The sequence below is a fragment of the Pseudoalteromonas lipolytica genome (assembly GCF_003515105.1).
Classification (GTDB): domain Bacteria; phylum Pseudomonadota; class Gammaproteobacteria; order Enterobacterales; family Alteromonadaceae; genus Pseudoalteromonas; species Pseudoalteromonas lipolytica.
This window is the reverse complement of sequence record NZ_CP032090.1, coordinates 2610873-2631827: the sequence shown is the minus strand read 5'-3', so window position 1 is coordinate 2631827 and position 20955 is coordinate 2610873. Positions and strand designations below refer to the sequence as shown.

Below are 20955 nucleotides of genomic sequence, written 5' to 3'. Positions count from 1 at the left end.
ATGCTAAATATTATACAGTAACTTTGACGGGCAGCTAAGAGTGAGAAGCAGACGGCCAGATAAACTCGTTTTGGACATAAATGTTTTAGAGCCTGAGGATGGCTCTGAGCCATTTACAGTTTTTGTCTTTTAAATTTTAAAAATCAACTGACGAATGATATGAAGACATTTACACGGCTTAAATTTTCCATACGTTGTAGGCTGTGGTAAACCTGAGATGCACCCGAATTTGTGGTATCTTTATCACAAGTGTTGGGATTCACTCTACTCGCATCAACCTACACGGGCTTGAGAACCCTAAATATTCCTCTTTTTCGCTGTAGGCTACCATTAATTAGAAGAATTATATTTTCCACAAAAAAAACTAGTTGTACCTCTACAAGCATACTCCATTCCAGTCATAACTTTTGATGACTTGCATTCCCTTACAGTTGGAGTAACGTCATTAACGTTAAAAGTGTCGTCATGGAAAACTGTAGTATACCCTTCTGCTTTACACGTTTTTTGAGCTTTAAAGAGCAGCTTACTGCGGAGCAATGATATTGCGCTATCCTCAACAGATGTGCTGTCTAAACCCCATCTAAAACCATCTTCTTGGAAGGAGTATTCGGCTGTACGAGTGTAATCAGAGAGGACATAGTTGCAATAACCCTTAGCAACTTTTGGCAAGAGACTTCCGCTTTCTGTTTTAGCTATACACTCATTTTCTTTGGGTGAATCTTTAGAGCTAACGCGTTTACTAACTATATTTGTTGAAGAGTTCAACGATTGGTCATGCTTATTGAGATCATACGCATCATTCATGTTGATCGCTATTGATGTAGACTCCGTTACCTTCTGAGTATCCTTATATTTATTTTGTAACGCTCGCAAATTTCTGGTATCGCCCGATATAACGTCTTTAACGTAACTCTCAAGAAACTCCTGCCTTTGCTGTACATTTAAATCGCTTTTATTTGCCAGAGTAACTCCAGCGGCAACTGATATCGCTTTATTAAAATCAACATCACTGACCACTTTTACAAAGCCATCAAATACATCACATATAAAAGAAAAAAAACTTTCAGCCCCTTTGTGTAAGTTTTTATTGAGTGAGCTCTTAATTTTTGCCGAAATAGGGATTACATCACGTTGCTCTTCCTCAGAGTACTTTTGTATAAATTGTTTATGACGTAATAGTTCTTTGTTGTAATTATCCTTTAACTCGTAAAGCCTATCTTCATAAACAGCTACAAAATACAAATTGGGTTTTTCTGCAAATGATCTTATATCTTCGTAAACACCATACTCCGACTCACCCATAAATGAAATTTCACCAATAAAAATGGTGTTTACGAATGACAACGGAAGTTTTGGGGGCGGCATGATCTCTTCAGGTTCATCATATGTAATCGAACCGTCATTATTTAGTATATCGTAACCTTTTAAACGCCATGTCTTTTTGGGCACAACTTCATATTCTTCGGGGTTTGCTCCTCTTGTAGGGAAGTGATAGAACTCCCCATCTATTGTAACTTGACCATCGTTTATCGAATATCGGCCTTTCCTTGGAAGAAGCATAATTTTTTGATTAAAGGGATTTAGAACCTTGTTCATTTCGCCAGAGAAAAGCACAACTCCATCAATCAAAGCCAAGCTAGATCTCGAACTATTGCCATCATGAATAAGTCTATTTTCCACAAATATCATCGTATCATGTATTTCGTTAGTGGATTTTTCTGAACTGCTTTGAGTAGGTAATGATAAAATAACGCCAGCTATCGAAAAAAAATAAAAAATTCCCTTTCTTAAATAACACGTGAGTCTATTCATTACATTCACTTAGCGGTCTTCTTACGCCTAAAACATTACACTCCTTTTCGATGCCGCTACCACCATCCCATTTCAGCCAGATTCCGGATCTTTTTCCTTCTTTAAGGTATCCTGAATACATCACTCTAACCATATCTTCAATTAATGAGTACTTAAAACTACCTAGGTATTTGACTCCTTCTTCAACAGGTATAGTCACGCTCAAATCTAGGTTATTTAATGCTACCTTCATAGTCGTGCTAGTCCATTGCTCATCTCGCCCTCTATAAATATTTAGTTCAAAGTGATCAACCGGATTGTCCTGAGCATGGTTCCAAATAATTCTAGTAAATTTCACTTTTTCAGAGTGAAGGCCACTTAAAGTTACAAAAAGTTCTCTATTTTGTTCTGCATAATTATCATTAATAGATTCTTTAATGAACAAAGCTTTACCACTAAATTTAAAAAAGTCACCCTTACAGTTTAGTTCGTTTGTATATAACACTATATCTTTCGTTTGCTCTTTAATCGTAGTCTTTTGTTTCTCTAAAAATGCTTTACTCTGAGCGTATTGAATTTTTTGAGTGATGCCTACTTTGTTGTTTGCGTAATATTCATCTAATTTTTCAGACGGATCTTCGTTCAGTTCTGAAAACAGAAATTTTAAGTACAAAGACACAGTTTCTTCGAACGGAAGTTTACATTCATATAGTTCTTTTTCTGAAGTTTCATTTTCAGGGGAATTAACTAATGACATTAAACGACTTTTGTATATTTCATACTCATTCTGAGCAAGTTCATTTGGAAATTGTATGTTATTGTAAGAAGGTTTTTTAGATTGTTCAGTTTGAGTATTCAAAGAAGTGGATTGACAACCAGAAATAATAAAGCATGCGCCTATTACTATCTTTAAATGTTTAGTAATCAATGTTAATTTTCCATTTTTTTTTAGATTAAATCAAAGTGTAGACAAGCCAATTTGTTTTGACCAACTGCAACCGAACACTTTTTTAAATGGATTTCAAATTCCATCGATGACTGAACAGTCTTATGCCGTGTAAAGTCGTTCCACATTGAAATATTTCATATATTTAGCTACGTCATCACGTATATGTTGTCGAGTTTGGGGTGGTACTTTTAGCAACCAATCATGGTTTAAACAAGCGCGTTTAATTGGGTGAGAAATGCTTATTTTATGACGCTGATCATTATTTGTTCTCAGGTGTTCATTTACTTGTAGTAGCCCAACGGATGCTAGTGAAGAGCATCCTTATCTTGGGCTTATACTGACCTTCGACTATCAAGAAATCATGCAGTTAATGGTTATCAGTCAGTTACCCCATCTAAAGGGCAGTGCTCGGAGCGAGGAATGGCTACTGGTAAAATAACGTTAGCACTTCTCAGTGCAAACATTCTAATGCTCGCCCCCATGATAAGGCGAGAACTTTGAATACATCGCAGACAATGTCAAAGTTTTTAAAACATTACTTATGAATAAAGGTGCCACATCATTCAAAGAGACGTTACAGGAAATTGTATTTTCAGGCTTAACAAAAGCAAATCGAGACCAACACGATGAAGATTCAATTCCGCAAAAAATAAAGTATCATTTTGTCGCTTCTGCTTTGACTGGAACCATTGAATGGTGGGTTAAAAGTTCTATGCGTTACGAGCCAGAGGTTATGGTTGAACACATTTTGCACCAACTTCACAAGTGACAGTGACCGCTAACTGACATTTTTCTCGCAGTAGGTGATTAGATTAAGTTGGGGACAGTTGAACTTTTAATGGCTCATTATCGCCGTTCGAAACACACTTTGGGACAGAAATGAGATAGGTCTAAAGGTCTGATTTTGGCACATATATGACGGTTAAGAAGTTGTTGAAAACGCCTTAAATTTTTTGCAGAGTATTATAATTCGAGGGAATAGCTTTATTCCCAAACTTTAATAGCGGCTATCAATGAAGATCTAATTTTTGGCAAATAGATTCCCAATCTATAAATTAAAATTGGACAAAGAAAAATTAGGTATTGGAGGCTACATTTTCCCAAACTTAAATAACTGTATGTCCAGACACTGATGTCTCGTAGTACAACGTTTCAAAATCACTAAAAAGCCGTTGCAGCAATGTAACGGCTTTTTTGTTGGAGAATAAAAGCTATCAGATATCAGTCGTCAGAAGTCAGATTAGAATGTGCCCACGTGTAGCTAAAGCAAAACACGATACCTTAGGCATGAAATTTATTACGTACGAAGTTTTACGATCGTAGAAAATTATGGTGAATAGAGCAAAGTCAAAAAGAAAGACCTGACCTCTTTGACCTTGCTTTTTGAGTGTCTTATTGTTCTTTGAAATTTAAGTGAATTGGTCGTTTTTTATTATCCCAATAGTAAATATAGAAAGGTAAATTTTTTTTTATAATCGATTCTGAGTTAATGTACGACTCAAATATAAAAGATGAAAAGTATAGACCTTGTCTATACTTTTCTAATTTTGAAATAAGGAAAAAAACGATGAGCAAAATTAAGAATGTTAGGCTTAAAATGAAAAGATTATTGTCGACGTAATAAAGCGTTAACGTTAATAGAGTTAGCACGAAAGTATGGGTAAAAATTCTTAATTTATTTTTTTTGATGATTATCATTTTTAATTGCTTGATACATATATTATGTAATCAATTTCCTCTTTTTTAATGTTTTTTCATTAATTTCTTTATGATGTATTACATCATTAAGAAAAATGGAGCTTAACTTAATAAAGTTCACTTTATCTTCTAGTGAAGTATTATCTAGGCCCGCAAGAAGAAGTTTGCTGGAGAGTTCAGAAATAGATAACCGGTTATTTTTTGCAAAGTTGAGCCGTGGTAGTGAGTCAATAGCGAGAATTAAGTTCACAATAGACTCATCTATATTTTTATTTATTATTTTCAATTTTATTTCCTCCCATATTGATTAGCTTGAAACCAACTCCTCTTACACTTTCAATAATGTAGTTGGTATCATTCAAGATAATTCGCAATTGATAAATTGAAACATTTACATTGCCAAGCACAGCTTTCTGTTCTGGCCAACCAATCCATAGTAGTTCTAATCTACTAACTGTTTTTCCAATATTCCGATAAAGAAACTCAAAAACCCGAAATGTAGCTGGGCTGACTTTGTTTTTTTTTCCATAAATAGTCAGGCTTCCATAATCGAAAATAAGAGGTTTATTTTTGTTGGGAGCTTGGCTCGTTCCTGAGTGTTGAAATTTCATCTTATCCTCCGTCTCTAAATATGGTACATAGTTTGTTCTGCATATCTCAATAAAAATTAAAAGTATTAAAAGTATTAAATTTATTAAGAATATTGTGAAATAAAATGTTTTAGGAAAAAAGTATTGCTTTTATTGGGTTGCTAAGGCATTTTTTGAGCCTGAAGTGATAGTGTAGACAACTGAAATATCTCAGTAGGTTATCCGTAAACCATGGTTCAGTTTTTCTTTTGATTTATCTACATTCATCAATTCAATAAATCTCACTTTTGAGGCGCTAATGATTGTGCGGGCTCACGGTATGCTCTATTTACTTTACACCAATAATGGCCCGGTTATTAATTACGGCTTTAAGTATTATATGTTACTCGACAAAGTCGCTTGACCCTTTGTTATAGATTGTCCGAATTAAAAAGGTAATTTTTTATCTCAGACTTTTAGGTTAAAACTAGCTACTCTTTTTAAGCTAGGCTGGGGTAATAATACGGATGAGCCTTAAGTTTTGGATGAGGATCAATACGCCATAAAGCAGTACTTTATGGCGGCTTAGGGTTTCAAAAAATGCAGGGTAAAGCGCAACACAGCTGGCTATTCAGTATTTTGTTTTAAGTTATAAAAACGATTAAATATCAAAATACTAGGTAGACAAATGAGGATAGGTGTCTAACATCAATTTAAAGTGAAGATAGGGAAGTCTTAAAACACACTGTTTTTATACGGTAGTGAATATACCGACCTTCAATGAACATGAGTTAGCTTTATAAAATATGCTGGGTAAAACGCCATAACTCGAATGGCGAGCTACTGTAACTAGGGAGTGTAAGCATGGGAATCTTTGAGCGCTATTTATCTGTGTGGGTCGCGATATCTATTGCCGCAGGGGTTGCGTTAGGCATTGTTTATCCGCCTTTGTTTGAAGCGATTGCAAAGCTCGAAGTTGCACATGTCAACGTGGTTGTTGCTGTTTTTATTTGGGTGATGATTTACCCAATGATGGTGCAGGTCGACTTTTCAACCATTAAAGAGGTCGGTAAAAACCCGCAAGGTCTGGTATTAACCTTGGTGATTAATTGGCTTATTAAGCCGTTCTCTATGGCTGCATTAGGGTGGCTATTTTTCGAAGGATTGTTTGCCGACTTTGTTTCACCAGAAACGGCTCAAGAATATATTGCGGGTATGATTTTACTGGGAGTAGCCCCTTGTACGGCGATGGTGTTTGTGTGGTCGCAATTAACAAAGGGCGATGCTAATTACACCTTAGTGCAAGTGTCGGTAAACGATATCATCATGATTTTTGCTTTTGCTCCTATTGCTGGTTTATTACTCGGTGTGACAGATATTCATGTACCGTGTGGCACCTTGTTTATATCTGTCGTGTTGTACGTGTTATTGCCTTTAATCGCGGGTGTACTTACACGAAAAAGTATTAATCGTTCAGGGCGAGACGAAGCGTCTATTGCTGGCTTGTTGGATAAGTTAAAGCCGTTTTCTGTAATTGGCTTGTTGGCAACCGTGGTACTTTTATTTGGTTTTCAGGCGAATACAATTATTGAGCAACCTTTAAATATTGTATTAATTGCTATTCCATTAATTCTTCAAACCTACGGCATTTTCATTATTGCTTACTTTATTGCGGTAAAACTTAAGCTTAAACACAATATTGCAGCGCCTGCTTGTTTAATTGGCACTTCAAATTTCTTTGAGTTGGCGGTAGCAGTAGCAATTTCTCTTTTTGGCTTACATTCTGGTGCGGCATTAGCAACGGTGGTTGGCGTGCTTGTTGAAGTACCCGTTATGCTTTCTCTTGTAGCTATTGTGAATAAAACTAAACATTGGTTTACCGAATAATAGAGATTTAGCGCCTAAACTAGACTGTAAACGTGAAATTTATTTTGCGCGGAGGAGTTAGAGTAAAGTCAAAAAGAAAGACCTCCGTATTAACCGTGAAATTCTTGATAATCATGTTAATTTACAATGCGTTAAAAGGTTTGTTTTTGTAGTTAGTTTACTAGGGCAGAGTATGAATTTTCTCTATTTAACGGAATTATTGAGAATTAATGTCTGGAGAAATAATATAACCTTGCCTATTATTTGAACATAAGAAATATAAGCAAGGATATGCGATGCTCGTTAAACCTTTATTGATTGGTCCAATTGTTGGGCACACTACATCGTCAAGTTTTCGTGTTGGTGGTAGTTGTTTAAATGCTGATAGTTGTATTGGTGTTATTCGAGTTAGAGAATCGGAATCACCTCAGTTTTTCCCCATTCAGACTTTTCATTTCAGTGCCTATTACAATGATATGGGCATTGTTGATATTTTGTCGCTAGAAGCTAATACGACCTACATTTACGAAGTCGGCTATGTAATCTGCGATACGTTGGCTGAACTAAATCAAGCAATTGAAGAAGATAAGCTGGTTTGGGGAGCTGAAAAGACTCCAGATTTAAATGGACAAATAACGACTTTTCCAGACGAAAATAATGCTACTACTCGATTTATTATGGGGTCATGCCGTGACAACCTCGGCAATAAAGGCGAGGAGACATTCGACAATATATATGCTTACCTTGATGAAATTGACGAAGAACTAAGACCAACCATGTTGTTTATGTTAGGTGATCAAATATACATCGACCATGCGCATATTTTAGATAAGTATCAATTTAGACCTAAAATTGAAGACTATTTCAAAGAATATAGCGAAGCGTTTGGTTTATACATGTTTAACAAAGTCACTCGGCAACTACCTTGCTATATGATGATGGACGACCATGAAATACAAAATGATTGGTCATTAGGTAAATTCAAAGAAGACGAAAATAAAGTTAATCAGCAGTTCAATAAAAATACTCTTAAATATGGCCTTAGGGCATATGAGGCACACCAAGCTGCCTTCTCTAACCTAATTGAAGACCCTGAACAGTTTATCCAACAAAATTTCCCCTTCCATCCAACCGAAAACCGCAAAAAGTATTGGTACAAGTTTACTCATAGCAACAGTGACTTTTTCTTTCTAGATGTGCGCGGTGATAGTGAAGTAAGATCTAAAAAATATGAAGCTGAACACACCACTGAACCGAAAATCTTGAGTGATGCTCAATATACTGAGTTGTGTTCATGGCTAAGTGATGGCAGTGGTAACGTTAAATTTATTGCTAGTTCTATTCCCGTATTTCCTGATACCAGAGGTAAACTAGGCACTCCTGAAGATAAATGGTTCTTAGCCGCAAAGCAGCGTGTAGAGTTACTCGATTATATTCGAACACTTGATGAACGCCCTCAAGTAGTGTTTTTATCAGGTGACGTGCATATTTCAGCCGCTGCTCAATTGACTCATGAAGATGATCCAGATTTTAAAGTATTTAATGTCATATCTTCTGCCTTTCATTGGTTTGTTTTGGGCTTGCAAGAAGATCATTTTGACTGGGGCAAATTATTAGCAAAGAAAGCGAGGGCAGACCATGTTGAAGATGGTAATGCCACGTTTTCCAAATATCATTCAGAAAGTGTGATTAAAACGGCCTTTGGTAAGCCCAAAATATTTAAACGTAATAACTTTGCGATAGTAAGTGTTGAGAAGGTAGATGGCAAAAATCAAGTTTCGATTGAGTTTCGAAGGGGAAAGGACTATAGCAAAGTACTTAAAAATATCATATTGGACTTTAGGTAACACAAAAACCAAGGGGTCAGGCCTTTCTTTTTCTCTAACTCCTTTACCAATCCTAAACCAACACTATGCTGTTAGCACCTAGCACCTAGCACCTAGCACCGCACCTAGCACCTAGCACCTAGCACCTAGCACCTAGCACCTAGCACCTAGCACCTAGCACCTAGCACCGTAGGCGTGAAATTTATTTCACGCGATGTCTACTCGCAACTCGCTAACTTGTGTTTTTCATCTGACTTCTAACGACTGATATCTAATATCTCCTTTTTTGTTCGGCGTTAAAACGCCTCCTACGACTCGAATCTCGTTCCTTGCAACTCGCCCCTAAAACCAGTTAGTTTGTTTTCGATCATTGCGCTATAAGGTACTCAAATCTATACTTTTTTGTATCGATGTTGATTAATAATATCAGTACGTTATAAGCGAATGGAAAATCTTACTATAGCTATGGCTGGGCTTACCGCCATTATTCTTTTTATTTTTGGTCTCGAGAACTTTTCTCGGGAGATCGAGAATATATCTGGCGAGCACTTTCGTAAGTCGTTAAGTCGCGCAACGAATATTCCCATTTTAGGGGTGTTAATTGGTGCGGTGGTGACGGCTTTTATTCAATCGAGCTCTGCAACTTCGGTGATCACTATTAGCCTGGTAAATGCCGGGGTGTTAACGTTTAAAAACAGTGTTGGTATTATCTTCGGTTCGAACGTGGGTACCACCATCACGGCACAGCTGGTGGCTTTTAAGCTAACTGTGTTTGCTCCTGTGATCATTATTATTGGCTTTTTTCTGTCGCTGACTCGTAACCGTTTTTCAATATTTGGAAAGGCTATTTTCTATTTCGGCTTTGTGTTTTTTAGCCTTAATCTGATTTCTTCGTCACTTGCGCCGCTGCAAAATAACCCCGCATTAATTGAAATTTTAACGCAGCCGCAAAATCCGCTTATCGCGATTTTAGTGGGCTGTATATTTACTGCTATGGTGCAGTCGAGCTCGGTAACAACGGGGTTGGCAATCGTATTTACACAACAAGGTATTTTGGGGCTTGAGAATGCCGTGCCACTTATTATGGGCGCGAACATTGGCACCACGGCTACAGCCATGATTGCGGTGTTTGGCATGGATATCGCCGCGAAAAAAGCCGCGCTTAGTCACTTTTTGTTTAATGTGGGTGGGGTGCTGTTGTTTCTGCCTTTCATTTTACTGTTTGGTAATAAGTTAAGTGAAATCACCATGGAGCCAGCAATTGCGTTGGCGAATATTCATTTTATTTTTAATGTGGTTGCCAGCTTGGTTTTTATTCTTTTTCTTAATCCTTTTACGCGATTTGTGGATTTTCTGCTTGGCGAAGGCAAAATGGATTTTGAACGTCTTGAGTTACCTACCTACCAAGAAGATGAAGAGTTTCAGCACGTTGTTGATAAACTGGAGTCGGGGAACCAACAACTGCTTAACTTTTTGAAAGAGAATTACAACCAAGTCACGCTTAGCCTAGAAACAAACTTTAAGGGTATTCAAGACACCGCGCAAAAGCGCTTGGAATATGCCAGTTTTGTTGAAAAGGAATACATTACTTATTTCACGACTATTGTTAGTAAAATCAATGATGAAGAACAGTCACGAGAATTAATTCTGCAAATTAATCGCTTTGATTATTTGTTTCAAATTCACGACTCCATCATCGATCTGTTTGAAAGCAAGCGCATTATGAATGAGCAATTTATTGAGCTAAAGAGCGATATATTGATTTTGATCCGCGAACTTTCGAGCGATACGCTTACCCTGTTTACCCATACGAGTGAGCACCTTGATCAACCTAAAAATGATGAAATAGAAAAAGCAGCGAAGTCACTGCAATTGCACCTTAATCAAGCGCAGCGAAAGTTGTTAATGCTGCTCGCCGATACCAATAGAAAAGACGCTGGCGCGCTGACAAATTTTGTGACTTACTCGCAACGACTTAAAGATAAACTATTGAACTTACATAAAATGTATTCACATAAAAATGCCGAATTATAGTGTAAACATGACTCAAGCAGTGTTGAGTGAATTGATAAATGACATATGTTTGGGTATGTATTTACTGCTTTAGGTGTTTTGATTAGTAAGCTGACAGTGCGGGTATTCAAGCGTACGGAGCGCATATTCTGTACGCTTGAATCTGGCTTTATTGAATTAAGCTTACTTGTTTTACATAGGTGTCGGTTTGCAAACCAAAATGCCCTAAAACATAAGTGTAAGTGGCGTTTTCATTCCATAAACGGCTGCTGTGTATACCGTACACATAACATGTGCCCGTTGAGCATACGATTTGATCAGAGTAACTCTTTATAGAATACACTTTGTCGCCCAATGCCTCGCCATAAATACTGTTGAGTAAGGGGCTACCTACCGACAAGCCATAGTAACCACATGTACTATTCCACACGTTGTACGGGTAAACGCCGCAGCTTAATAAGCCGCGAGCTGCACCGGCTACACCAACGAAGGTATCAACATACGCTGCCATGCCTAATTTATAAATTTGTTGTGCGGCCAGTGTGACCCCCATTGAATGGCCAATAATGTCAATCTGACCTGTGCATGATTGGTTAATAGCCGTAAGAATGGCGTTGCGTACTGGTGTTTCTTCGCTGCCATTGTGATCATTGCAACTAGCGCAAGATTTAGAGCCCCAATCTGGGGTGAAAATTTCACTACTAGCATACCCTTTTCGTTTTAATTCATTGATGGTGTTGTTCCAGCTAGAGGGGGATGCAGTGTTGCCATGCACCAGTACCACATTATCTCGACATGCTGCAAAAGCAGTTGTACACATACCCAAGCAGAGGGTAAATAAAGTGAGTAGGCGTTTCATTGAGTGTTCTCCTGTTTAACAATTATTTTACAACGTATGAAATTTAAACAGGGCTGGATATAGTACTTTCGTGCAGCAGCACTATTTCGTAATATGCAATGCATGATTTTCTTATTTTGCTAACCGCTAACCGCTAACCTCTAACCTCCCTCCCAAAACCTAATAATTTGTACTTAAAAACAACACTAAAGTTAAATAATTGTAAATATTTTCTTGCAATCGTACCTGTTTAGTCTATTTTCTGATCGGAGGTCACTCCTCCAACCTGATAGATATAATTACAATCAACAGGAACACACATGAAAATAAAAACACTCTCACTAGTGCCGGTATTAGTACTGGCCGCGGGTATGAGCCACAGCGCGTTTGCGGCGCAAGGGGTTGCATTTGTTCACGGCACAGGTCAGCAAACAGATGCATATAACGACTATTGGACAGGCAGTTTTGTTAATACGGTACGCCAAGGTTTACCAAACACCAGTAACTACACGGTGATCAATTGTGACTTTGAGCAGTATATGTGGGCCGATGGAGCCGCGGGCTGTTTAGCTGGGCAGCTAACCACATTTATAAATAATAAAAATATTACTGACTTAACACTGATCACTCATTCTAACGGTGGCAATGTGGTGCGTTGGATTTTATCAAACCCGACATGGGACAGCCGTTTTCCAAATATTATAAATAAAGTAACGCGCACTATTGCACTGGCTCCATCAAGTGGTGGTACGCCGTTGGCTGATGCGGTTGTTGCGGGCAACTCGTTTGAGCAAAGCTTAGGCTGGTTACTGGGCTATGGCAACGATGCAGTAAAACAACAACAAGTATCGTGGATGGCATCGTATAACGCTCAGTGGTTGTACGGCACACCAAACCGCCCAAGTTTACCATCTCGTTTTGAAACGGTTGTCGGCAGTGATGTTGATTCGGCTGTGTGGGATAGCGATAGTTATTGCGGCGGATACCAAAATCAAGTGGCACTTGAAGTGACACAAAATTGGTTAGACAGCTGTTCAGATGGTTTTTTAAATTGTAGCTCTCAGTCGCTAGCTGGGACGGTGTGGTTTACAGATAAATCACGCACGAAAGGCAGTGAGCCTTTAAGCCACCAGCAAAGTCGTCGCAATTGTTTTGGCTTGCCAGACATGATTAAAAATCGAATTTAGGAGCCAGACAATGATCAATAATTTAAGCAAAATATGTGCTGCAATACTGCTTGTGAGCTCTGCGGCAAATGCAAATGAGCAAACCGTTTATCAATTTCCTGAGGTTCAATCGGCGTCTGTAGCGCAGTTACAAATGCTTGAAAAAGACAGCGTAGAGTATTGGCAACGCGTGTCAGGCAAAGAGCTAAAGCGCGGTGTACCGGTGTTTGTGAACCAAGCGGAACATTTTATTCGTATCGCCCCTAAAGCGCGTTTTGAGAGCGGTGAAGTGTTTAAACCGCGCGACTTGCAGCTCGATAAGTTTTCAGTGAGTGATGCCAATGCGCAACAGCTGCCAATGCACGCTATTGCGGCGCGGGAGCAAATGCAAAATGCCGGTTTTACTGATGGCAGTGTTGGCCTTAAGCTTGGCCAAGTTAACGCTAAGGCAATGTTAAAAACAAGCCAAGCGCTTAACGACAACGACACCTACTTAGTACATGTTATTGAAAAAGGCTCGCGTAACGCCTTACATGCCAAAACGCAATTTAAAGTAAACGACCAGCAGCAGCGCGTAGGCATGCAGTTGAGTATGGGGCAAAAGCGCGTTAAAGATAACGAGGTGCAACTTAGCTTATACAGCCCTGAAGGCGAGCAACTTGATGTACGCTATGAAAATGGTGAGGCAGTTTTCACATACCCGCTTGAAACCCTCGGTGCAGCAAATGGCTATTATGAGCTTGAGGCGAATGTCGAAACAAAAGTAAATGGGCAAACTGTAAAACGCTCTATAAAAATGCCGTTTGTGAACAGTTCGCAAACCATTACTATGGATAATGCTAAAGTTACGGCACTTGGCAACAACCAGTACCAAGCATGGGTGCCTGTGCAAGTTACTGACTCTGGGCGTTACGCTATTCGTGCCACTTTAACCGGTAAAGGCGATAAGGGCGAACGCGTAAAACTAGCAACAGTAGAAGTGGCTAAGCAAATAGACAACTATGATCAATTTATGATGCCATTTTCTGTTTCAAAAGCTGCTAAAGCCCCGTTTGAGCTGGTGGATATTGAACTTACCGACCAAACGCGAATGTTAAAGTTTGCACAGGGGCAATAAACACAACTAACCAATTTGTAAGCCGGTGCATAAACCGGCTTTTTTGTGCCTTAAGGCTGAGCTATAAAGCAAATGACCCCCCTAAGTAAGTTGATTACACCTCTTAATCACTAAAGCCATTTCAGCTGTATCAAAGTATTTTAAGTTACTTGAAGCCGTGAAATTTATTTCGCACTAAAGGGCTAAATATCTGTTTAATAATGCGCCTTTTATGTTTAAGATAAAATTTGGACATAAAAATGTGGGACTGACAATTTTACTAAGGAAAGGGAATGCCAGGTATTTATTTAGCAGTATTGGCCAATATTGGCTTTATAGCTTTCATTGTTTTGCTCTTAACGTTACTTAAAAAAGTGACCATTAGCCCTCGTTGGTTATGCATATCATTAGTCATTTTTATCTGTTATTGCTTCGCCTTATTTAATGGTAAAGCGATTATTCCACTCGACGTATTGTTCTCAGATCTTAGGTGGAATTGGTCAGGAAAAATAGCCGCCATTATCCTATGGGGGTGTGTATTACTTGCTTTAATTCGCTTTAAAAAAGACTTTAAAATTAAAGAGGCTGGTTTTACCTTTAAGCAAAATGAAGGCTCTATTGAACCTGCGTTTATGATGATGGGTTTGTTTATCATTTTGCAGGTAGTTATCACCCTGATTTTAGGAAGCGATCCTAACTATGATCTTGAAACATTACTGTATCAAGCTGTCATCCCCGGATTTGATGAAGAGCCTATGTTTAGAGGGGTATTATTGTTTTGTTTTTCTTTAGCAGTCATATCTACGCGTTTTAATTTGCTGGGTGCGCCAATAAATGTTGCTGGTTTACTGTTGGTTTTACTATTTGGTTTAGCACATGGGGTCATGTATAGCGAGGGAGAATGGTTTTTTTCTACCTTTAGAATCGCATTAACGAGCACCTATGGTTTTATTTTACTGTGGTTAAGAGAGCGTACAGGCAGCCTTGTATTTCCTATTTTGGCGCATAATTCGGTGAACTTAGTTGGGCAGTTAGTGTAGCCGCAACGAGATTACTGTGTTTATAGGCGCTGGGCGCGTTACTTTAACCATTCACGGTTAAGCCTCTTTTAGGGTTAACCGTGATTTGGGATGCTTTTTGTAGCCGTGAAATTTATTTAGCGCCAAAGAGTCTTAATCCGCATTTTGTGGCTTTAACGTTTAGCCTTCACCCTAGATTCTACAGCCTGTTATCTTTTAAACTGTCATAAACACATTATCTTAGAGAATACGTTGAATTACTTGGCTCATCTTTATTTAGCAAAACCAACGGCTGATTCGCATTTTGGCAATCTGTTGGGAGATTTTGGTGGGCGTAGGCATTTGGCACAGTTACCTAAGCCCGTTAAGTTTGGCCTTGAAAATCACTACCTCGTTGATAAATTTACTGATACGCATCCACTCGTTAAAGAGGCCAAACAGTACTTTTCACCTGCACGTAAACGCTTTGCCAGTGTTGCAATTGATGTGGCGTTTGATCATTTTTTAATTCAACATTGGTCGCGTTTTAATAGCCAACCATTGCATGACTTTAAACACATGAGTTATTCGCTTTTAAATGCGCGACGCGCCATGATGCCTTTGCGTATGCAGCATGTTGTAAAAAGCATGACTGAAAACGACTGGTTTAAAGAGTACGAAACTCTCGATGGAGTAGGTCTTGCGCTCGATAACATTGCACGACGCATTCGCTTTGCTAATAACTTTGCGGGCGCAGCTGAAGACATTGCCCGTCATTACCATGATTTAGACGCCGTGTTTTTAGCTTTCTTCCCTGAATTGGTTGAACATGTGAAACAGCAGGCGATTGAAAAGCTGTAAGCAACTATAAATACCGAATTAAAACCCCCACGACGAAAGCCAGTTATGCCAAGATTACAATGGCCTGTTGCTTAATCGTTGCTGTAAAATTGCGATGTGCGAAAGGTTTTTAAAAATTCACTCGTTAGTCCTCACAACCCCCTTAATTTAGTCATTCAATACTTTTGTAATATTTATATGGAAGGGGGTGGCGCTTTTTATTATGTTTAGTTATTATCTATCTAAATGATAATGGTTGTTGTTTTCATGCTCATAAACATACCTTTGCCTGTAAGTTTACCTTCACTCAACGCAGTATCTTATGGGTTCTATTGACACTATTTGAGTAAGAACCTAACCGATTAAGCTGTATTTATACCCAAGAGATAGAATGACTATAATTAACCGATACCACTTGTCAGCCCTTTCAGTTGCTATTAGCACTCTTTTAACTCCTACTGTTTATGCAACAACAGCGTCACCGAATATAGAGAAAATATCTGTATCGGGTGTTAGGCAAGCGTTCCGTGGGGACATTCCTCTGAACGAACAACCACAAAGTGTTGAATTTATTTCTACTGAAAGTCTTGATGATGCGGGTGTGAACACGCTCACCGATATCTTTGATTTAACCCCAAGTATTGCTGAGCAAAATGATTTTGGCGGTTTATGGGAAAGCTTTGCTATTCGTGGATTAGTCGGTGATGAGAGTATTCCGTCAGGCTTTTTAATTAATGGTTATTCATCTGGGAGAAGCTTCAGCGGTACGCGTGATACGAGCAATATTGATTACGTAGAAGTAATGAAAGGACCGGGTTCTGCGCTTTATGGTCGTTCTGAGCCTGGCGGTACAATTAATATTATTACTAAAAAGCCACAGTTTGCACAGCAGGGTTATGTAAAAGTAACGGGGGGAAGCTGGCAAAATTACCGTGCAGAAGCCGACTATACTAACGCGCTTTCAGAGCACGTTGCTTTTAGAATAAACGGGGCTGTCGAAGATGGTGAAAGTTTCCGAGACTACCATGAGTCAAGTAAAAGGGTGGTTACTCCTTCAATATTATGGTTAATTTCAGACACATCAAAGTTAAATTATGAACTTGAGTATGTCGATCAAAGCACAACCTTTGACCGCGGTATTGTTGCCATTGATGGAAAAATTGATTCATTACCCATTGAGACTTTTTTAGGTGAACCCAGTGACAAGCCAACAGAGGTCGATGCTATTTCTCATCAACTTACTTTTGAACACCAAATTGGACAATGGTCTCTTTTGAATGGCTTTAGTTACAGTGATTCGAAATTTTTAAGTGAATCAAGTGATGCCGAACTGGCACCCAGTAGACAAGTTTATTTTAAAGATGGCGAAACATTAAGTCGGCAACATAATCAACGCGACTTTCAAACAGCGTATCTTTCTGCGCGAACAGAGCTTAGCGGGAGTGTTGAGCTCGCTGGTTTTACACACCATTTATTAATTGGCGCAGATGCCAGCAAGTTCGACTTTGATAAACTGTGGTATCGATACCGTCCTACACTGGAAGATACCCGTTATGCCATTAACATGTACAACCCTGTGTATGGAAAAACAGCGCCAGAAGGGTCACTTTTATATAACAGCACTGAAGTACAGCATAGCTATGGGGTTTATATTCAAGATCAAATAGATGTCAGTGAGCAATGGAAAGTACAAGTAGGTGGTCGTTTTGATTGGTTTGATCAGCAAATAGATAATCATATTAATCTAAAGCAGTCTAAAAGTGATCAAAGTACATTTAGCCCGCGTGTGGGTTTAGTGTATGCCCACTCAGACAACCTGCAGTACTACACGAGTTATTCTGAAGGCTTCAGACCCAACAGTGGTTACGATAGTAACGGCGATGCATTTGAGCCTGAAGAAACCGCTTCTTTCGAGGCCGGTATCAAGTTTAATACCGATAGTGTCAGTGGTAGTTTTACAGTATTTAGTGCTGAAAAAAGCAATATGTTAACAACAGACTTGCAAGCAGGTGTATCAACGGCGTTAGGTGAAGTGACAAGTGATGGCATTGAGCTTGATTTACATGGTGACATGACAGACAGTATGTCATTCGATTTTGCCTATACCTACACAGATGCCAAAACAGCAAACGACACTGTTAATCCTGATTGGTGGGTAAAACTGCCAAAGGGGAGTCCGTTACTTAATATTCCTAAACACAGTGCTAATGCTCAAATAAAAAGAGATTTAAACGACCTAGTCGATTTAAATGCAACGGTTGGACTCGCTGTACAATATGTTGGTGAGAGGTTAGGTGAAACCATTGATCCTACTTATTATTTACCTTCTTACACTTTAGTAAATATGTTTGCCAAATATCATGTGAACGATGATGTAAGCATACAATTTAATGTAAATAACTTATTGGATAAAAAATATTACGCCAACTCTTATTCTGCTATTTGGACTCAGCCAGGCGAGCCAATAAATTATAAATTAAGCTTAAAATATACCTTTTAACGAGGTTGGCGCTAAGCTAAGCCCTTTACGGCTAAAGTTACCCCTACGATTATTGCAACACGTTGCTATTTAATCGTAGGCGTGAATTTACTCTGCTTACAAGGACTAATAGGCTAGCCCCTTGTAACCGGTATTATATTTTAACGATTAATCATCAGGCCCTTTAAGGGTAAATACTAAGTGCCTGCGCATGTCTTTTAAAATCACGCCTTTTTTTAGCATTGCGCCACTTAGGCGCTTTTGCCACGTTAATAATTCTGGGGTTGCAGCATCGAGTGTTTGTTGGTTTTCGAACTGAAAACAAAGCAATAATGAGCCTGGAAATAAGTGATATTCAACATCAAACCAGCATTGCACCATACCTTCAAGCTCTGCGCGGCCTTGAATTTCAAGGGCATCGGCAACGTTTAATACAAGCGTTTGTTGTTTTTGTTGTACTTTAGAAAGCTTTTTCATTTAAAAACCAAAATTCAGTCGAAAAAGAGATTATACCTAAGCTTTAACGAGGCCAACAATATTTTGCAGGATTAATTCGTTTTCAGAATAAGTGCGACTAATGGTTTGTTGCTTATTCAGCAAAGAAGTTACTATGCTATTTATGTAGTTTAAGGTGTGCGCAGAGTCGAGAGTCGGTCATGCTTGTATCATTTATGAGGTCGGTCGCTTATCGACAATTCTTTTCACTGTTTGTTAAAAATGATGTTATATTTGTTTTCTTACTTAAAAGTAATAAAATAATACAAATTAAATTTAACGATCAGGTTTCAAGATGACATTAAAAACAAATAGCCCGTTAGTCGAGCAGCGTGCCGACCCGTTTGTACATAAGCACAATGATGGTTTTTATTATTTTACTGGCTCTGTACCAACCTACGACCGTATTGAACTTAGAAAATCACAGACTCTCGAAGGGTTAAAAGACGCAGAAACGTTTGATATTTGGTTCAAGCACGACAGCGGCCCTATGAGCCGTCATATTTGGGCACCTGAAATCCATTATCTTGATGGTAAATGGTATATCTATTTTGCAGCCAGCCAAGAAGACGATATTTGGGCATTACGTCCTTATGTTCTTGAGTGTAAAGGCCAAGATCCATTAAATGATGAATGGGTTGAGCTGGGTATGATGCAAGCAGCCGATGGCGACGATAAGTCATTTACCGATTTTTCATTAGATGCCACAATTTTTGAAAACAACGGCAAGCGTTACTGCTGTTGGGCAGAAAAAACGGGTGGTCAATTTGCTGCATCAAACTTGTATTTAGCGGAAATGGAATCGCCAATAAAACTAAAAACAACACAGTTTATGCTGACCACGCCTGACTATGATTGGGAGCGTGTTGATTTTTGGGTTAACGAAGGTCCTGCCGTACTTAAAAATAACGGTAAAATCTTCATTGCTTTTTCTGCAAGTGCAACAGGTGCATGCTATTGCATGGGTTACATGGAAGCCGATGAAAACAGCGATCTGTTAGACCGCAATTCATGGACAAAAACGCGTATGCCGGTGCTTGAGACAAGTGTTGAAAAGAGAATATTTGGTCCGGGTCATAACTGTTTTACGGTGGCCGAAGACGATAAAACACCTTTGTGTATTTACCATGCTCGTGATTACGAACACGCAGTGGGTGAACCAAGTGTTGTGCCAAAAACCGACACGCGTCCGCTTGAAGAGATTGTTAAAGATCCACTCTATGATCCAAATCGACATGCGCGTGTTATGGAAGTTAACTATGACGAAAATGGCAGACCGTTATTTGCGTTGTATTAATGAGCATTACGCTAAATTCAAAGCCACCTAATTAGGTGGCTTTGTTGTATTTATATTAAGCAACGATAGCGGGGTACCAGCTTGCGAGGACTACGCCGAATAAACCGGTCAAAAATATCGCAGATATCAGTAACATTAAGCAGGCACAAGTGAGTGTTATTAATCTATGTGAGGTTTTTTTAGCTGCATATCTCACTAACTCGGCAATTAAAATAGGGAACACGTAGGAGCATAAACTAATAAAGATGACCGTCGGTCCGGTGAAAGTGGCGGTATCTATTCCCAGTGAACCAAATACGATAAACCATGCAAAAATCATCAGCCTAAAAAATAACACGCCATTAGCAGCAAGGTATAAACGAATAGCCCATATTTGATGAGCATGGATATTACGCGCTCTAGCCGTTTTTACTGCAAATATGCTCGATACAATGACCAATAAGCCTCCAAACATGGTGAGCGCATGCATCAGTGTATTACCAACAGTTCCCCTTACTGTAATTAAGTACAATCCTGCGAGTGAAATACAACACGCCAATATAACAAACACATAGCCATTATAGCGGTGAAATGTTTTATATTTTGCTCTTAATGTGGGGATTAATTGCAAACTCCCGCCGATGATCATAATAACAGCCAGTAAAACATGAGCAGCGTACATGACGTTACCGGTCATATCATTTGCTATGTACGCTGTATTATTCAGGCGAGTCCACTGTGATAAACCATGAGTAATACCTGTTACTGCATAACCGAGGATCAGGTAAGTCACAAAGCAGGCTTGCGCAAGGAGTAAGCAAATAAACCAGAGTTTTTTACTTGTTTCGAGTAGGTTAATAGGGGTGTGTGTTGTTGTATGGGGAGCCATGTCTCTTTCCATTTCATTTTTATAATGCCTCAAATATAAAGGGCTGCAGCTTAATTTCTTCTCAAATTCGAAATTTGAGCAATGAAATCGTGTTAATTTTTGCCTGTGTGTTGAATTAATTAGACACATTCACTAACAAAGTCTTTTTGCTAAGATGAAAGTTAGT

16 protein-coding genes are annotated in these 20955 nt (G+C 38.8%); 10 read left to right on the top strand and 6 right to left on the bottom strand.

Translation table 11 applies throughout. The annotated features are described in order from the left end of the window. Positions 1-330: 330 nt before the first annotated feature. Positions 331-1812: a hypothetical protein gene (locus D0907_RS11865; protein ID WP_118844525.1), complete on the bottom strand. Its 1482-nt coding sequence runs from the start codon at positions 1810-1812 to the stop codon at positions 331-333. After that, positions 1805-2719, bottom strand: coding sequence for a hypothetical protein (locus tag D0907_RS11860; RefSeq protein ID WP_118844524.1), 915 nt, complete (start codon positions 2717-2719; stop codon positions 1805-1807). The genes D0907_RS11865 and D0907_RS11860 overlap by 8 nt, the downstream gene beginning before the upstream one ends. A gap of 562 nt (positions 2720-3281) precedes the next feature. Between D0907_RS11860 and D0907_RS11850 the strand changes: the two genes are divergently transcribed. Continuing rightward, entirely contained in the window at positions 3282-3509 is a 228-nt protein-coding gene (locus D0907_RS11850) for a TetR-like C-terminal domain-containing protein (protein ID WP_118844523.1), read from the top strand. Between the two features lie 1198 nt (positions 3510-4707). Here the strand turns inward: D0907_RS11850 and D0907_RS11840 are convergent. After that, positions 4708-5049 (bottom strand): winged helix-turn-helix domain-containing protein, encoded by a 342-nt coding sequence (locus D0907_RS11840; protein WP_118844521.1) that lies wholly within the window; start codon positions 5047-5049, stop codon positions 4708-4710. Between the two features lie 822 nt (positions 5050-5871). Between D0907_RS11840 and arsB the strand changes: the two genes are divergently transcribed. The 3 genes from arsB (at position 5872) to D0907_RS11825 (ending at position 10733) form a co-directional block, all read left to right on the top strand. Continuing rightward, positions 5872-6894 carry an ACR3 family arsenite efflux transporter gene (gene arsB / locus D0907_RS11835; protein ID WP_118844520.1) on the top strand — a complete coding sequence of 341 codons (1023 nt, stop codon included), beginning with the start codon at positions 5872-5874 and terminating at the stop codon, positions 6892-6894. A gap of 275 nt (positions 6895-7169) precedes the next feature. Continuing rightward, positions 7170-8720 carry an alkaline phosphatase D family protein gene (locus tag D0907_RS11830; protein ID WP_065978634.1) on the top strand — a complete coding sequence of 517 codons (1551 nt, stop codon included), beginning with the start codon at positions 7170-7172 and terminating at the stop codon, positions 8718-8720. 423 nt (positions 8721-9143) lie between these two features. Further along, positions 9144-10733 (top strand): Na/Pi cotransporter family protein, encoded by a 1590-nt coding sequence (locus D0907_RS11825; protein ID WP_118844519.1) that lies wholly within the window; start codon positions 9144-9146, stop codon positions 10731-10733. A gap of 148 nt (positions 10734-10881) precedes the next feature. Here D0907_RS11825 and D0907_RS11820 read toward each other — a convergent pair whose 3' ends face one another. Beyond that, on the bottom strand, positions 10882-11571 hold the full coding sequence (locus D0907_RS11820; RefSeq protein ID WP_036966687.1) for an alpha/beta fold hydrolase: 690 nt from the start codon (positions 11569-11571) through the stop codon (positions 10882-10884). A 299-nt stretch (positions 11572-11870) separates the two neighbouring features. Here D0907_RS11820 and D0907_RS11815 point away from each other — a divergent pair, with 299 nt between their 5' ends. From D0907_RS11815 to D0907_RS11795, 5 genes are all read left to right on the top strand, one after another. After that, complete coding sequence (locus D0907_RS11815; protein ID WP_118844518.1) at positions 11871-12737, top strand: hypothetical protein; 867 nt, start codon at positions 11871-11873, stop codon at positions 12735-12737. 10 nt (positions 12738-12747) lie between these two features. Beyond that, positions 12748-13833, top strand: coding sequence for a DUF4785 domain-containing protein (locus D0907_RS11810; RefSeq protein ID WP_118844517.1), 1086 nt, complete (start codon positions 12748-12750; stop codon positions 13831-13833). Between the two features lie 272 nt (positions 13834-14105). After that, positions 14106-14852, top strand: a complete 747-nt coding sequence (locus D0907_RS11805) for a CPBP family glutamic-type intramembrane protease (protein ID WP_065978630.1) — start codon at positions 14106-14108, stop codon at positions 14850-14852. Between the two features lie 231 nt (positions 14853-15083). Next, on the top strand, positions 15084-15671 hold the full coding sequence (locus tag D0907_RS11800) for an acyl carrier protein phosphodiesterase (RefSeq protein ID WP_074989023.1): 588 nt from the start codon (positions 15084-15086) through the stop codon (positions 15669-15671). 370 nt (positions 15672-16041) lie between these two features. Then, positions 16042-18150, top strand: coding sequence for a TonB-dependent siderophore receptor (locus D0907_RS11795; RefSeq protein ID WP_118844516.1), 2109 nt, complete (start codon positions 16042-16044; stop codon positions 18148-18150). Positions 18151-18297: 147 nt separating this feature from the next. Here D0907_RS11795 and D0907_RS11790 read toward each other — a convergent pair whose 3' ends face one another. Beyond that, on the bottom strand, positions 18298-18606 hold the full coding sequence (locus D0907_RS11790; RefSeq protein ID WP_118844515.1) for a hypothetical protein: 309 nt from the start codon (positions 18604-18606) through the stop codon (positions 18298-18300). A gap of 313 nt (positions 18607-18919) precedes the next feature. On the opposite strand from D0907_RS11790, the gene D0907_RS11785 reads away from it, so the two are divergent. Further along, a complete protein-coding gene (locus D0907_RS11785; protein WP_075593783.1) occupies positions 18920-19921 on the top strand; it encodes a family 43 glycosylhydrolase in 1002 nt (333 codons plus the stop codon). A 55-nt stretch (positions 19922-19976) separates the two neighbouring features. On the opposite strand, the gene D0907_RS11780 is transcribed toward D0907_RS11785, so the two are convergent. Beyond that, positions 19977-20789, bottom strand: a complete 813-nt coding sequence (locus D0907_RS11780; protein ID WP_118844514.1) for a DUF2306 domain-containing protein — start codon at positions 20787-20789, stop codon at positions 19977-19979. Positions 20790-20955: the final 166 nt, after the last annotated feature.

Excerpts from the sequence above, each read along its gene's own strand:
- D0907_RS11865 (WP_118844525.1), bottom strand. The coding sequence starts at position 1,812 with ATGAATAGACTCACGTGTTATTTAAGAAAGGGAATTTTTTATTTTTTT.
- D0907_RS11850 (WP_118844523.1), top strand. The coding sequence starts at position 3,282 with ATGAATAAAGGTGCCACATCATTCAAAGAGACGTTACAGGAAATTGTA.
- D0907_RS11840 (WP_118844521.1), bottom strand. The coding sequence starts at position 5,049 with ATGAAATTTCAACACTCAGGAACGAGCCAAGCTCCCAACAAAAATAAA.
- arsB (WP_118844520.1), top strand. The coding sequence starts at position 5,872 with ATGGGAATCTTTGAGCGCTATTTATCTGTGTGGGTCGCGATATCTATT.
- D0907_RS11830 (WP_065978634.1), top strand. The coding sequence starts at position 7,170 with ATGCTCGTTAAACCTTTATTGATTGGTCCAATTGTTGGGCACACTACA.
- D0907_RS11825 (WP_118844519.1), top strand. The coding sequence starts at position 9,144 with ATGGAAAATCTTACTATAGCTATGGCTGGGCTTACCGCCATTATTCTT.
- D0907_RS11820 (WP_036966687.1), bottom strand. The coding sequence starts at position 11,571 with ATGAAACGCCTACTCACTTTATTTACCCTCTGCTTGGGTATGTGTACA.
- D0907_RS11815 (WP_118844518.1), top strand. The coding sequence starts at position 11,871 with ATGAAAATAAAAACACTCTCACTAGTGCCGGTATTAGTACTGGCCGCG.
- D0907_RS11810 (WP_118844517.1), top strand. The coding sequence starts at position 12,748 with ATGATCAATAATTTAAGCAAAATATGTGCTGCAATACTGCTTGTGAGC.
- D0907_RS11805 (WP_065978630.1), top strand. The coding sequence starts at position 14,106 with ATGCCAGGTATTTATTTAGCAGTATTGGCCAATATTGGCTTTATAGCT.
- D0907_RS11795 (WP_118844516.1), top strand. The coding sequence starts at position 16,042 with ATGACTATAATTAACCGATACCACTTGTCAGCCCTTTCAGTTGCTATT.
- D0907_RS11790 (WP_118844515.1), bottom strand. The coding sequence starts at position 18,606 with ATGAAAAAGCTTTCTAAAGTACAACAAAAACAACAAACGCTTGTATTA.
- D0907_RS11785 (WP_075593783.1), top strand. The coding sequence starts at position 18,920 with ATGACATTAAAAACAAATAGCCCGTTAGTCGAGCAGCGTGCCGACCCG.
- D0907_RS11780 (WP_118844514.1), bottom strand. The coding sequence starts at position 20,789 with ATGGCTCCCCATACAACAACACACACCCCTATTAACCTACTCGAAACA.